Raw genomic sequence first — 12,752 nt, 5'->3', positions numbered from 1 at the left:
CGCATAGCGGCACGAACGGTAGACACAATCGTTCCGGCCGACCGGCCGCACCGCTGCCTAGCGCTCCGAGGGGGCCGTCCGGAAATGATCCGACACAGGACGGGGCTCCGGTACGGCTCCGGCGAAGCCCCCGGGCGGCGGGCGGGCCCGAGCCTCCGGCAGCGACTGGTCCACAGGTGCGCGGGCGGCTCCGGCAGGCGGTACGGGGAGGGCTTCGGGCACCGGGCCGCGCGCCGCGTGCTCGCCTGGGCGCGGTCCGCCTGCCTGGCCGCGCTCCTCGTCCTGTGGGTCGCCGTCGTCGTCCTGTGGGAACTGGTCTGCCCGCTCTCCGACAGCCCCGGCGTCCTGCCCGGCCTCCTCACCTGCTGCGGCTTCCTGCTGGCCGGCGCGGTCCTGATGCTGCGGGTGCGGATCGGGCCGCTGCGGGACCTGCGCCGGGCCAAGGAGGTGGCCCGGGCCGCGCAGGAGGTGCTGCTGCGCCCGCTGCCCGCCCGGCTCGACGGACTCGCCCTGGCCGCGGGGCAGTTGTCGGCCGGTGAGGGCGCGGTCGTCGGCGGGGACCTGTACGAGGTGATGTCGACGGTGCACGGGGTGCGCGTGGTCATCGGCGACGTGCGGGGCCACGGACTCACCCCGATCGGCACCGTCGCCGCCCTCCTCGGCAGCTTCCGCGAGGCCGCCCATGACGAGGCCGAACTCGCCGGTGTGATGCGGAGGTTGGAGCGCGCCCTGCAACGCCACCTGCGCGAGCGGGCCCGCGACGAGCACCCCGCCACCGAGGGGGCCCCGGCGGACAGCCCGCTGCTGGAGGAGTTCGTCACCGTACTGCTGCTGGAGATCCACGAGAACGGCGAGGTGCGCGCGCTCAACTGCGGCCACCCCTGGCCCTACCGGCTGCGCAGGACGGCCGAACCGGTGGCGGGCGGGGACCCGCTGCCGCCGCTCGGCCCCTTCCCGCTCCCCGCCGACCTGCCCGTGCAGCACTGCGTGACCCTGCTGCCCGGTGACTTCTTGGTGCTGCACACGGACGGCGCGGAGGACGCCCGTGACGCGAACGGCGCCTTCTTCCCGCTGCGGGAGGCGCTCGCCGGGGCGGCGGCGGTGCTGCCCGCCTCGCCCGGCGCGGTCGTCGAGCGGGTGCAGCGGGCGCTGCTGCGGCACACGGGCGGGCTGGTGTCCGACGACGTGGCGCTGGTGGTGCTGCGCAACGACCGGCTGCGGGTGCCCACCCAGGGCGGCGGCCCGTCCGCCAGGCAGCAGCACCCCGAACCCTCGCGGCACTGAGGGGAGTCGGCGGCGAGGCCGCCCGCCCCGGCCCGGAGATGCAGGTCGGCCGGGCGGGGCGGGCGGGGGTGGGGAACGGGCCGCCGCACTGATGGAGGGGGGAGCCGACGGCCCGGCCGCCTCTTGCGAGGCAGTTCAGTCAACCGATTCACGGGGTGCGGCGGGAGTGGGTGAAGGGGGTGGATGCAGGCATTCCGTTCACCCCCCGTGTGAATGCCCCGGTACTACGCTGGTCCACGACTGACGTCACCCGGAGGCGCTCCCATGCAGCCCAATGCACTCCTCGACGCCCTGCTCGACGAAGCGGGGATCTCCCAGGCGGGCCTTGCCGCCCACGTCAACCAGGCGGGAAAGAAACGGGGGTTGGCGCTCCGCTACGACCACACGGCGGTCCGCCGCTGGCTCAAGGGGCAGCGCCCACGCGGCCAGGCCCCCGACCTGATCTGCGAGGTGCTCAGCACCCGGCTGCACCGGCAGGTCGCCCTCGACGACATCGGCCTCGGCGGAATGCGGGGCGAGACGATGCCCCCGGACAGCGGTTCCCACTCCACCCTCTCCGGTTTCGTGGAGCGGGCCACCGCCCTGTGGCGCTCCGACGAACAGCAGCGCCCGCACGTCCTCGGTGCACCCGCCGTCACCGGCACACCCGCCGTGATGCCGGTCTGGGAGTGGGAGAACCCGCCCGAGGACAGCGACGTCTCCCGGTCCGGGCAGGCCCAGGTGAACCTCGCGGACATCGAGACCCTCAAGGCCGCCCGGGCGCACTACGAGCAGATGTATCGCAAGGCCGGCGGCATCGCGACCCGCACCCGCATCGTCGGCTTCCTCAACTCCGAGACCGCGCCCCTGCTGCGCGGCGGCTACAACGACGCGACAGGCCGTCAACTCCACCGCGCGACAGGGGGGTTGGTGGCCATCGCGGGCATCTGCGCCTACGACTCCGACGCCCAGGGGCTCGCCCAGCGCTACTTCCACCAGGCGCTGCGGCTCGCCAAGGCCAGCTGCGACCGGGGGCTCGGCGCGTACGTCATCGCCCTGCTCGTCAACCAGTCGCTGTTCATGCGGGAGTACCGCCAGGCGGTCGCCTTCGCCGAGGCCGCACTGCGGGCCGCCGGGCGTGAAATCACCCCGGCGCTCGCCGCAGACCTCTACGCCATGCAGGCCAAGTCCTACGCCCACCTCGGGGACCAGGCGAGTGCGCTCGCCTGCATCCGGCGGGCCGAGAAGGCCGCCGACCGCATCCGCCCCGGCAGCGAGCCGGACGAGACCGGGTACGTACAACCGGGCCTGGTCAACGTGCAGGTGGCGGAGGCGCTGCTCAGCATGGGGGACCTCACCACCGCGCGGGAGCACGCGGCGGCGGCGGTCGACACCCGCGCACACGACCGCGGCCGGGTGCACCGGCTCGCGATCCTCACCCATGTCGAACTGCGGCAGGGGGAGGCCGACCGGGCCGTGGCCACCGCGGTCGAGATGGCCGAGCAGGCGCGGGGCATGGAGTCCCAGCGGCTGAGAGACCGACTGCGGGCCGTGCGCGAACACCTGGCGGCCAGCGGCTGTGCCGAGGCCGACGAGGCGGCCGAAATGATCGACGGGGCACTGCGCATTCCCCTGTAAGGCACCTGCAAAGGGCCGCCGGGCGCTGGTTCCCCCAGCGCTGCGCTACTGCGATGTTGCCATCTACGTGCATCTCCATGCCGGAAGGTGGCAGAACTGTGCAGTGGACGAACCTAAACGAACAAACTGTGTACGAGAACCCGTGGTTCCGGGTGAATCTCGCGGACGTCGAACTCCCCAACGGCCGTCATCTGGACCACTTCCTCATCCGTCTGCGCGCGGTGGCCGTAGCGACCGCCGTCAACGAGGCGAACGAGGTGCTGATGCTCTGGCGCCACCGCTTCATCACTGACAGCTGGGGCTGGGAACTGGCCGCGGGCGTCGTCGAGGACGGCGAGGAGGTCGAAGCGGCAGCGGCGCGCGAGATGGAGGAGGAGACGGGGTGGCGGCCGGGGCCGCTGCGCCATCTGCTCACCGTCGAGCCGTCCAACGGCCTCACCGACGCCCGGCACCACCTGTACTGGGCGGAGGGGGCCACGTACACCGGCTACCCCGAGGACGACTTCGAGTCCTCGCGCCGTGAGTGGATACCGCTGAAGCTGATCCCGGACATGATCGCCCGGGGTGAGGTCCCGGCCGCCAATATGGCGGCCGGGCTGCTGATGCTCTATCACCTCAGGCTGGGCCAGGGGGAGTTGGCCTCCGGGTCCAGCAGGTAGTCGGGTTGTGGTTCAGCGCCCGAGGGCCTGCCACACGGCGACGGCGAGCGCACCGAGTGCGGTGAGCGCCGCCACCGCGGGCAGCGGCCAGCGGGTGTGCTCCAGGGCGCTGACGCGGGCGACCAGTTCGGCGAGGTCCTTGTCGTTCTGGTCGTCACGCAGCGTCTGCACGGCGAGCCGTCCCTCGATGTGGGCCAGTCCCACGTCGAGGCGTCGGCGGACCTCCGCGAGTTCGTCTACGACCACGCTCTGCTCGGGGTCGGTGGTCACGATGTTCCGCTCCTTCACGGGAGAGTCGACTCGGTTGTTGTGACGGTGAGTCAACTCCCTTTGTGTGCAGGGCGGGAGCGTGTGTTCGGGGCATATGCGAGCACACCCCGCACACCGCGCGCGCCCCCGCACACTCCGTGCGAATCAGGAGTGCGGGGGGCGTCGGTCACGCTGTGTACGAGGCGGGGATCAGCCGTACGGATCCGGTGGATCTAGCCGTACGGGTAGAAGCCCGAGCCCGTCTTGCGGCCGAGGCGGCCCGCGTCGACCATCCGCTGGAGCAGCGGCGGGGCCGCGTACAGCGGCTCCTTGAACTCGGCGTACATCGAGTCCGCCACCGAGGCGACCGTGTCCAGACCGATCAGGTCCGCCAGCTTCAGCGGGCCCATCGGGTGGGCGCAGCCCAGCTCCATGCCGTTGTCGATGTCCTCGCGGGACGCGATGCCCGACTCGAACATCCGGATCGCGGAGAGCAGGTACGGGATCAGCAGCGCGTTCACCACGAAGCCCGAGCGGTCCTGGGCGCGGATGGCGTGCTTGCCGAGGATCTTCTCCACCATGGCGTGCGCCCGGCTGATCGTGCCCTCGGAGGTGGTGAGGGCCGGGATCAGCTCGACGAGCTTCTGCACGGGGGCCGGGTTGAAGAAGTGGATGCCGATGACGGCGTCCGGCCGGGAGGTGGCGACGGCCAGCTTCACCAGCGGGATGGAGGAGGTGTTGGACGCCAGGATCGCGTCCGGGCGGGTCACCACCTGGTCCAGGACCTGGAAGATCTCCGTCTTGACCTGCTCGTTCTCCACGACGGCCTCGATCACGAGGTCGCGGTCGGCGAACTCGCCGAGGTCGGTGGTGAAGCTCAGGCGCCCCAGCGCCGCGTCGCGCTCCTCCTCGGAGATCTTGCCGCGCTCGGCGGCCTTCGAGAGGGAGTTGTAGAGGCGGGTACGGCCGATCTCCAGGGCCTCGCCCGTGGTCTCGGCGACCTTGACCTCAAGGCCGCTGCGGGCGCACACCTCCGCGATGCCGGCGCCCATCTGGCCGCAGCCCACCACTCCGACGCGTTCGATGTCGGTCACATCGTGCCTTTCGCTCTACGGTCACGCTCTGGTCGCGCTCTTGGGTCCGGGGGCCCTGCCGGTGTCTCCGGGGGCCCGCCGTGAACCCCCGACGTTACTCCGCGCCTGACGGGTTCAGGGCGGGAGGGCGGGCATGCTGTGCCGGACAGCGGGTCCGTACCGGAGCGGTGAGGTGTTGTTTTGTGGGACATGTCGCACGAAGGCGGCTTGTGGCCGGAGCGGTCGGGGTGCTCGGTGCGCTGGCTCTGACGGGAAGCTCCGCGGCCCGGCCGCGGTCGCCCCGGCAGCCGCGTCGGCGGACGGAGATGCGGGGCATGTGGCTGGCCTCCGTCGCCAACCGGGACTGGCCGTCCCGCAAGGGCCTCACCGCTGATCAACAGCGCGCTGAGCTGCTGGTTCATCTGGACACGGCGGTACGCAGGAAGCTCAACGCGGTGATCTTCCAGGTCCGGCCGACCGCCGACGCGCTGTGGCCCTCGCCGCACGAGCCGTGGGCGGAGTGCCTCACCGGGAAGCAGGGGCAGGACCCCGGCTGGGACCCCCTGGGGACGGCCGTGGAGGAGGCCCACCGCAGGGGGCTGGAGCTGCACGCCTGGTTCAACCCGTACCGGGTGGCGAATCACACAGACCCCACACGGCTCGTCCCGTCCCATCCGGCGCGGGTGCACCCGGGGTGGGTGGTCCCGTACGGCGGGAAGCTCTACTACCGCCCCGGGCTGCCGGAGGTCCGCCGCTTCGTGCAGGACGCGATGCTGGACGCGGTGCGGCGGTACCCGGTGGACGCCGTGCACTTCGACGACTACTTCTACCCGTATCCGGTGGAGGGGGAGACCTTCGACGACGCGGACGCCTTCGCGCGGTACGGGGGCGGCTTCGCGTCGGTGGGGGACTGGCGGCGCCACACGACGGATCTGCTCGTACGGGAGACGGGCGAGCGGATCCGGCAGGTGCGGCCGGGGGTGCGGTTCGGGGTCAGCCCTTTCGGGGTGTGGCGCAATGCCGACCGGGATCCGGAGGGGTCGCGGACCCGGGCGGGGGTGGGGACCTACGACGACCTGTACGCGGACACACGGAAGTGGGTGCGGGAGGGGTGGCTCGACTACGTCTGCCCGCAGTTGTACTGGAATGTGGGGTTCGGGCAGGCGGACTACGCGGAGCTGGTGGAGTGGTGGGCGGGGGCGGTGCGGGGCAGTGGCGTCGACCTGTACGTCGGTGAGGCGCTGTACAAGGCGGGGGACCCCGCGCAGCCGGCGGCGTGGCAGGACCCGGCGGAGCTGTCGCGCCACCTGACGCTGGCCGGGACCTTCCCGGAGGTGCGGGGGCACGTCTTCTTCTCGGGGCGGGAGGTGGGGGCGGACCGGATCGGGGCGATGGGGAGGGTGGTGGCGGACCACTACTGATCGCGGGGGCAGCCGTCGCCGCTGCCCGCGCGCCCCGCCCGGTCGCGCCGCAGAATGCGGCCATGAGCGATCACGTCACCCGTCCCTGGACCGCCCTCGATCCCGAAGCGCGTCGGGCCCGGCTCGCCGAGGTGCAGGACGCACACTTCGCCGAAGTGCTCCCCCGGGCCGACGACCCCGCCGGGACCACCTACACCCTCCACGGCAAGCACGTCACCGACCGGTCCGCCCTCTTCCTCGCCCTCGGGGAGGCGATCAACGGGCCCGGCGGGTACTTCGGCGGCAACCTCGACGCCCTCAACGACTGCCTGCGCGGCGGCTTCGGCGCCACCGCCCCCTTCACCCTGGAGTGGGAGGACTCCGAGGTCGCCCGCACCCACCTGGTCGCCTACTTCGACTCCGCCCTCGACGTCTTCCGCGAGCACTCCGTCGAGCTGCGGCTGAAGTGAGCCCCGGTCAGGCCAGGGATTCGCAGGCCGTACGCAGTCTTCGTACGCCCTCGTTGAGTTCCGCCGTGCTCGCCACCGCCGCGAAGCTCAGCCGGATGTGCGCCGCCGACGGCTCCGCGCTGAAGTACGGGCGGCCCGGTGCGACGGCCACCCCCGCGCGCAGTGCGGCGGACACCATCGAGGTCTCGTCCACCCCGTCCGGCAGGCGCAGCCACAGGTGGTAGCCGCCGGAGGGGATGTGGGGGAGGGACAGCTCGGGGAGGTGCAGGCGCAGGGCGGAGACCAGGGTGTCGCGGCGGTCGCGCAGCTGCGCCGACACCGTGCGCAGATGGCGCGGCCAGGCCGGGGAGCCGACCAGTTCGACCGCCGCTTCCTGGAGGGGGCGCGGCACGAAGAAGTTCTCCACGACCTGGATGGACCGCAGCCGCTCCAGCACCGGGCCGCGCGCCGCCAGCCCGCACACCCGGAAGCTGGGTGAGGTCGCCTTCGTCAGCGAGCAGACGTGCACGACGACGCCCTCGTGGTCGTCCGAGGCCAGCGGCCGGGGCAGCGGTCCCGCGTCCGCGTGCACCAGGCGTCGTACGAAGTCGTCCTCCACCAGGAAGGCCCCTGCCGCCCGCGTGATGCGCAGGACCTCCGGGCGGCGCGCGTCGGAGAGCACCGCGCCGGTCGGGTTCTGGAAGAGGGGCTGGCAGATGAAGACCCGGGCCCCGGTGGCCCGGAAGGCGGCTTCGAGGAGGTCGGGACGTACACCGTCCGCGTCCACCGGCACCGGTACCGGCCGCAGCCCGGCCGCCCGCGCGATGGCGAGCATTCCGGGGTACGTCGGCGACTCGACCAGCACGGCCGAGCCGGGCGGCGCGAGGGCGCGCAGCGTGGTGGTCAGCGCGCTCTGACCGCCTGCCGCGATCAGTACGTCGGCGGCGCCGATCGCCCCGCCGATGCCCCGCGCGAACCATTCGCGCAGCTCGTCGACGCCCTCGACGGGCGGCCGCCCCCACGCCCCCGGCCGCCGCCCGGCGCGGGCGAGGGCGGCGGCCATGGCCTGCTCCGGCTGGAGGGAGGCGTGCAGATAGCCCCCGTTGAACTCGATCACTCCGACGGCGGGCGCGGACAGGGTGACCAGCAGACCCGTCGCGTCGACCGCACGCGGCGCATGGTCGGTGGCCCCCTCGGCGCTGAGCGCGACCTCCTGCCAGGACGTGTCGCCGGGCGCCCGCGCCTCCGTACGCCGGTCGGCCGTCCGGAACGCCCCCGCGCCGGGCCGGGTCTCCACGAGCCCCTCGGCGGCGAGCCGGGCGAGCGCCCGGGAGACGGTCACCGGGCTGACCCGGTACCGCTCGACGAGGGCCCGGCTGGACGGCAGCTTTCCACCGGGGGAGTAGCGGTGAAGATCCGTGCGAAGGGCTGATGCCAGTTCAGAGACGCTGCTACGCTCGTGCATGAACGCAGACAATAGCGCTACTGCCCGTGAGGCGATAGCAGTTGACGGCTCACCGAAGCACTCGGGGCGCACGCCGGGGGAGCTCGCCGGCGCACACCGCACCCCGATCCCGGTGGGCGGCGGGAGTCCGGCCCGCACCGGCACCGTGCTCGCCGCGCTCGGGGTCGTCGCCTTCTCGCTCACCTTTCCCGCCACCGCCTGGGGGCTCGACGGTTTCGGGCCCTGGACGCTGGTGTCCGTACGGAGCGTCCTCGCGGCCCTCGTTGCGGGCGGCGCGCTGCTCGCCCTGCGCGTGCCCGTGCCGGAGCGGTGGCACTGGGGCGGCCTGGCCGTCGTCGGCATCGGGGTCGTCCTCGGCTTCCCGATGCTCACCACCCTCGCCCTGCGGACCTCGACGACCGCCCACGCGGCCGTGGTCGTGGGCCTGCTGCCTCTGACCACCGCGGTCTTCTCCGCCGTACGCACCGGGCACCGCCCCTCCCGCGCCTTCTGGGCGGCGGCGCTCGCCGGAGCGGCCGTGGTGATCACCTTCACCGTGCAGCAGAGCGGGGGCGCGCTGTCGGGCGCCGACCTCTACCTCTTCGGGGCGCTGCTGGTGTGCGCCGCCGGATACACCGAGGGCGGCCGGCTGGCCCGGGTGATGCCGGGCTGGCAGGTCATCGGGTGGGCGCTGGTGATGTGCCTGCCGGTGGCGCTGCCGACGGCGGCCGTCGCACTCGCCGCGGAACCGGTGCACCTGACGGCCAAGGCCCTGTCCGGGCTGCTGTGGGTGGCGATCGGCTCGCAGTTCCTGGGCCTGGTGGTCTGGTACCGGGGGATGGCGGAGATCGGGGTCGCCCGGGCCAGCCAACTCCAGCTCGCGCAGCCGCTGTTGACGCTGGTGTGGTCGGTGCTGCTGCTGGGTGAGGTGCTGCCGATGGCGGCGCCGGTCGCGGCGGTCGCGGTGCTGGTGTGCATCGCGGTCACCCAGCGGGTCCGGGCCTGAGAGGCGTCAACTCCTCTGCTCCGCACTAAACTTGGCGCTTCCGAGCCGACCTCTGGAGGTCAGTGGCGATGCGGGCGAACGTGGGCGATCTGTTACTGACGCACGGCAGGATCGTGGGGCAGCGGGACCGGGTCGCGGAGATCGTGGAGGTGCTCGGGGCGGACGGGCTGCCGCCGTACCGGGTGCGGTTCGAGGACGGGCACGAGACGGTGATGTCGCCGGGTCCGGACACGGTGGTGAGGCACCGCGAGGGGACGTAGCCGCGAGCGGCGGGGCGACGGCCCCGCCGGGTCAGTAGAAGTGGCGCAGCCGCGACGGCCCCGCCGGGTCAGTAGAAGTGGCGCAGTCGCGGCCACAGCGTGGACCAGGGGGACGCCGTCCCCGCGCACAGCTCCACCGTCGCGCCCTGCTCCTCGTTGGCGACGCCCGCCCCGTTGTCCACCCGCCCCACCCCCTCGCACCCGCGGAAGAAGCCCCCGGTCCCGCCCTCGGTGCCCCGTTGCAGCACCACCAGCACGCGCCCCGTCGCGCTGTCCGGCGGTGGACCCCAGTCGGCGAAGCTCATGTGCCCCGAGTACGGCGCGGGCAGCCCCCGCGCAGGCCCGTACCGTACGAGCGCACCCGCCTGCCCGTAGTTCTGCGTGAAGATCACCGACCGGGCCCGCTCGCCCGGCGGTATCCGCTGCCACCCCGCCGCCACCGCGTCGGCGAACTGCGGCCAGCCCACCTGTTCGCCCTGCTCCGGGTTGATCCCGTTCACCCACTCCACCTGGTTCGCCGGCAGCACCGGCAGCCCCACCGCCAGGCTCATCGCCGCCGTCACGGCGACCGCACCGGCCAGCAGCCCCCGCCGCACCCGGCGCGCCCCGCCCGCCAGCCACCGCACCGCCGGCGGGCACCCCGCCGCCAGCAGTACGAGCAGCAGCGGCAGCGCGTAGTACGGCTTGCCGCCCGTGCCGATCACCTGGAGGCACAGCAGCGGATACGCCCATGCCACCGCCCGCGCCCACCCCACCCGCGCGTCCCGCCACAGCCGCAGCCACCCCACCACGCACACCGGCACGTACAACGGCGACAGGAAGAGCAGTTGCTGCGGTACGAACAGGAGCCGGTTCTCGGTGCCGTCGTCGGCCACGATGCCGCCCGCGACGGTGAGCTGGGGCCACCCGTGCTGCTCCTGCCACCACAGATTGGGCCAGGCGATCAGCACGGCGAGGGCCACCCCCACCCCCAGCCAGCCGCTGCGGAACAGCCGTCGGGGCCCGGCCACCGCGAGCCCGCCGAGCAGGGCGGCGACCAGCATCGCCACCAGGTACTTGTTCTGGATGCCGATCCCGACGGCCGCCCCGACCGGCGCCCACCAGCGCGGGTTGCCGCTGCGCAGCAGCCGCAGGAACAGCCAGCCGATCGCCAGCCACGCCACCAGGTCGTACGTCGCCGTGGTCACGATGTGCCCCACGGCCAGCACGAACGTCGACGTCGCCGCGAGCACCGCCGCAAGAAGCTGCGCCCGCCGGTCCCCGCCCAGCTCCCGCGCCACCGCCGCCACCAGCAGCACCAGCAGTACGCAGGCCAGCGTCCCCGCCACCCGCAGCCCCGCCGGGCTGTCCCCGAAGACGGAACTGAACGCCCTGGTCAGCAGCGGGGTCAGGGGCGGCTGGTCCACGTACCCCCAGTCCGGATGGTCCCCGGCGACCAGGAAGTACAGCTCGTCACGGTGGTAGCCGTACCGGCCCGACAGGGCGGTGAGGAGCCCCGCCGCGACGACGCACACGGCGGCGACGGGAGCGGTGGCGAAGGGGTGGAGCGCCCGGGCCTCGAAGAGGGTCTGACCCTTGTCGTACACGGGCCGGAGCCTACGGCCGCGACGCCCCCGCCAGAAGACCTCGTACCGCAACGAATCGGTCAAGTCGGATACGTGGTGTCCCGCGGCCCCCTCCGGGACCGAAAACCCCGTGATCGCCGCCGGGGCGACCGCTACGGTGGCCCCTCGCCCACCCCGAGGAGTCCCGCCCGCATGCCGCAGCCCGCGCACCCCCGCCCCGCTCCGATCCGTGTGTGCGAGGGCCTCGTCCGGGGAGCGACGGCCGCCCCCGGCATCGTCTCCCACCTCGGAATCCCTTACGCCGCACCGCCGTTCGGCCCGCACCGCTTCCGGGCCCCTCAGCCGCCCGCACCCTGGGACGGCGTACGCGACTGCACCGCGTACGGTCCCGTCGCCCCGCAGTCCGCCGAACTGCCCGAAGCGCCCTCCTGGTCGCCCGGCGACGAGGACGTGCTCACCCTCAACATCTGGGCGCAAGAGGGAAGTTCGGTCGTCCCGGTCCTCGTGTGGCTGCACGGCGGCGCGTACACCTTCGGCTCCTGTGCCCAGCCCGACTTCGACGGTACGGTCCTGGCCCGCGCCGGACTGGTGGTCGTCACGCTCAACTACCGGCTCGGCTTCGAGGGGTTCGGGCAGGTGCCCGGGTTCCCGGAGAACCGCGGCCTGCTCGACCAGCTCGCCGCGCTGCGCTGGGTCGCCGCGAACATCGCGGCCTTCGGCGGCGACCCCGACCGCGTCACCGTCGCCGGACAGTCCGCGGGGGCCACGGCGGCGGCGAGCCTGCTGCTGCGGGAGGAGGCGCGCGGGCTGTTCCGCAGGGTCGTCGCGCACAGCGCGGTCGGGCCGTACTTCTCGCCGGAGCTGGCCGGGCACGTCACCCGTGAGGTCGCCGCCGAAGCCGGGGTCCCGGCCACGGCAAAGGGCCTGCTCGGGGCGTCCCCCGAGGCGCTGGTGGCCGCGTCCGACCGGGTGGCGCGGTCCTGGAAGCAGGACGCCGGGACGGGCCACAGGCACTACGACCCCGTGCTGTACGGTCCGGTCGCCGACGGCACCGACCTGCCCGCCGACCCCCTCGCCGCGCACGCCGCCGCCCCGCTCGCCGGAGTGGACCTGCTGGTCTGCCACACCACCGAGGAGAGCCGGCTCTTCGACGCCGTCGGCAGCACCGTGAAGGTGACCACCGAGGCGCAACTCGCGCAGTTCTGCGCCGACTTCGACTTCCCCGCCTCCCTCGTCGCCGCCTACCGGGACCGGCTGCCGGACGCGTCCGTCCTCGACCTCTACCTCGCGCTCCTGGGCGACCGGGCCTTCTGCGAGTACACCCACCGCGTCGCCGACGCCCACGTCCGCGCCGGGGGCCGCACCTTCCTCTCCCGCTTCGCCCGCCGCCGCACCGACGCCGACGGCACGCCCCTGGTGCGGGCCTGGCACTGCGCGGACATCCCCTTCGCCTTCGGCAACCACCACGATCCCGCCCTGGAATTCCTCATCGGCGGCCCCCCGACGGCCGAGGACGACGAGCTGGCCGCCCAACTGGTCAGTGCCTGGGCCGGGTTCGCGGCGACCGGCGACCCGGGCTGGAAGCCGTACGAGGGCGGGGAGGGCGACGCGGTGCGGATCTGGGGAGCGGCCACCGCAGACGGCCCGCCGCGAGCGGCCTGGCAGGGGGTGGACCTCGGACCCGAACGGCCCTGAGCGGGGCGGGCGTTACCTGCGGAGTAATCGACGCCCGTGCGGGGTTGGGAG

The 12,752-nt window shown here is 73.4% G+C and carries 12 protein-coding genes; 8 read left to right on the top strand and 4 right to left on the bottom strand.

Annotation, left to right across the window (positions count from 1 at the left end):
• The first annotated feature begins 84 nt into the window (after positions 1 to 84).
• From IE269_RS35760 to IE269_RS35750, 3 genes are all read left to right on the top strand, one after another.
• Positions 85 to 1,284, top strand: coding sequence for a PP2C family protein-serine/threonine phosphatase (locus IE269_RS35760; RefSeq protein ID WP_189827449.1), 1,200 nt, complete (start codon positions 85 to 87; stop codon positions 1,282 to 1,284).
• 264 nt (positions 1,285 to 1,548) lie between these two features.
• The gene (locus tag IE269_RS35755; RefSeq protein WP_189827448.1) at positions 1,549 to 2,901 is read left to right on the top strand and encodes an NsdA family TPR-like regulatory protein; all 1,353 of its coding nucleotides are present in this window, start codon (positions 1,549 to 1,551) and stop codon (positions 2,899 to 2,901) included.
• Between the two features lie 98 nt (positions 2,902 to 2,999).
• Entirely contained in the window at positions 3,000 to 3,560 is a 561-nt protein-coding gene (locus IE269_RS35750) for an NUDIX domain-containing protein (protein ID WP_189827447.1), read from the top strand.
• Positions 3,561 to 3,572: 12 nt separating this feature from the next.
• On the opposite strand, the gene IE269_RS35745 is transcribed toward IE269_RS35750, so the two are convergent.
• Both IE269_RS35745 and IE269_RS35740 read right to left on the bottom strand, forming a co-directional pair.
• Positions 3,573 to 3,830, bottom strand: a complete 258-nt coding sequence (locus tag IE269_RS35745) for a hypothetical protein (protein ID WP_189827446.1) — start codon at positions 3,828 to 3,830, stop codon at positions 3,573 to 3,575.
• A gap of 212 nt (positions 3,831 to 4,042) precedes the next feature.
• Positions 4,043 to 4,903 carry a 3-hydroxybutyryl-CoA dehydrogenase gene (locus IE269_RS35740; RefSeq protein ID WP_189827445.1) on the bottom strand — a complete coding sequence of 287 codons (861 nt, stop codon included), beginning with the start codon at positions 4,901 to 4,903 and terminating at the stop codon, positions 4,043 to 4,045.
• Between the two features lie 182 nt (positions 4,904 to 5,085).
• On the opposite strand from IE269_RS35740, the gene IE269_RS35735 reads away from it, so the two are divergent.
• Together IE269_RS35735 and IE269_RS35730 are read left to right on the top strand one after the other, a co-directional pair.
• A complete protein-coding gene (locus IE269_RS35735; protein ID WP_229898135.1) occupies positions 5,086 to 6,303 on the top strand; it encodes a glycoside hydrolase family 10-like protein in 1,218 nt (405 codons plus the stop codon).
• A 62-nt stretch (positions 6,304 to 6,365) separates the two neighbouring features.
• Complete coding sequence (locus IE269_RS35730; protein WP_189827444.1) at positions 6,366 to 6,752, top strand: barstar family protein; 387 nt, start codon at positions 6,366 to 6,368, stop codon at positions 6,750 to 6,752.
• Positions 6,753 to 6,759: 7 nt separating this feature from the next.
• On the opposite strand, the gene IE269_RS35725 is transcribed toward IE269_RS35730, so the two are convergent.
• Positions 6,760 to 8,196 carry an aminotransferase-like domain-containing protein gene (locus IE269_RS35725; protein ID WP_189827443.1) on the bottom strand — a complete coding sequence of 479 codons (1,437 nt, stop codon included), beginning with the start codon at positions 8,194 to 8,196 and terminating at the stop codon, positions 6,760 to 6,762.
• Between IE269_RS35725 and IE269_RS35720 the strand changes: the two genes are divergently transcribed.
• Together IE269_RS35720 and IE269_RS35715 are read left to right on the top strand one after the other, a co-directional pair.
• Positions 8,195 to 9,181: a DMT family transporter gene (locus IE269_RS35720; protein WP_189827442.1), complete on the top strand. Its 987-nt coding sequence runs from the start codon at positions 8,195 to 8,197 to the stop codon at positions 9,179 to 9,181. The two genes, IE269_RS35725 and IE269_RS35720, sit on opposite strands and share 2 nt — an antisense overlap.
• 68 nt (positions 9,182 to 9,249) lie before the next feature.
• Positions 9,250 to 9,441 carry a DUF1918 domain-containing protein gene (locus tag IE269_RS35715; RefSeq protein WP_189827441.1) on the top strand — a complete coding sequence of 64 codons (192 nt, stop codon included), beginning with the start codon at positions 9,250 to 9,252 and terminating at the stop codon, positions 9,439 to 9,441.
• 68 nt (positions 9,442 to 9,509) lie between these two features.
• On the opposite strand, the gene IE269_RS35710 is transcribed toward IE269_RS35715, so the two are convergent.
• Positions 9,510 to 11,027 (bottom strand): glycosyltransferase family 39 protein, encoded by a 1,518-nt coding sequence (locus IE269_RS35710; RefSeq protein ID WP_189827440.1) that lies wholly within the window; start codon positions 11,025 to 11,027, stop codon positions 9,510 to 9,512.
• Positions 11,028 to 11,198: 171 nt separating this feature from the next.
• Between IE269_RS35710 and IE269_RS35705 the strand changes: the two genes are divergently transcribed.
• On the top strand, positions 11,199 to 12,701 hold the full coding sequence (locus IE269_RS35705; RefSeq protein WP_189827439.1) for a carboxylesterase/lipase family protein: 1,503 nt from the start codon (positions 11,199 to 11,201) through the stop codon (positions 12,699 to 12,701).
• The last annotated feature ends 51 nt before the right edge of the window (positions 12,702 to 12,752 follow it).

Origin of the sequence: Streptomyces spiroverticillatus, from assembly GCA_014650415.1 — a bacterium.
Classification (GTDB): Bacteria; Actinomycetota; Actinomycetes; order Streptomycetales; family Streptomycetaceae; genus Streptomyces; species Streptomyces spiroverticillatus.
The sequence above is the reverse complement of the archived record's forward strand: the minus strand, read 5'-3'. Positions and strand labels throughout refer to the sequence as shown.

What these genes read in the sequence shown, in the direction of transcription:
- IE269_RS35760 (WP_189827449.1), top strand. Translation starts at nt 85, where the DNA reads ATGATCCGACACAGGACGGGGCTCCGGTACGGCTCCGGCGAAGCCCCC.
- IE269_RS35755 (WP_189827448.1), top strand. Translation starts at nt 1,549, where the DNA reads ATGCAGCCCAATGCACTCCTCGACGCCCTGCTCGACGAAGCGGGGATC.
- IE269_RS35730 (WP_189827444.1), top strand. Translation starts at nt 6,366, where the DNA reads ATGAGCGATCACGTCACCCGTCCCTGGACCGCCCTCGATCCCGAAGCG.
- IE269_RS35720 (WP_189827442.1), top strand. Translation starts at nt 8,195, where the DNA reads ATGAACGCAGACAATAGCGCTACTGCCCGTGAGGCGATAGCAGTTGAC.
- IE269_RS35725 (WP_189827443.1), bottom strand. Translation starts at nt 8,196, where the DNA reads ATGCACGAGCGTAGCAGCGTCTCTGAACTGGCATCAGCCCTTCGCACG.
- IE269_RS35715 (WP_189827441.1), top strand. Translation starts at nt 9,250, where the DNA reads ATGCGGGCGAACGTGGGCGATCTGTTACTGACGCACGGCAGGATCGTG.
- IE269_RS35705 (WP_189827439.1), top strand. Translation starts at nt 11,199, where the DNA reads ATGCCGCAGCCCGCGCACCCCCGCCCCGCTCCGATCCGTGTGTGCGAG.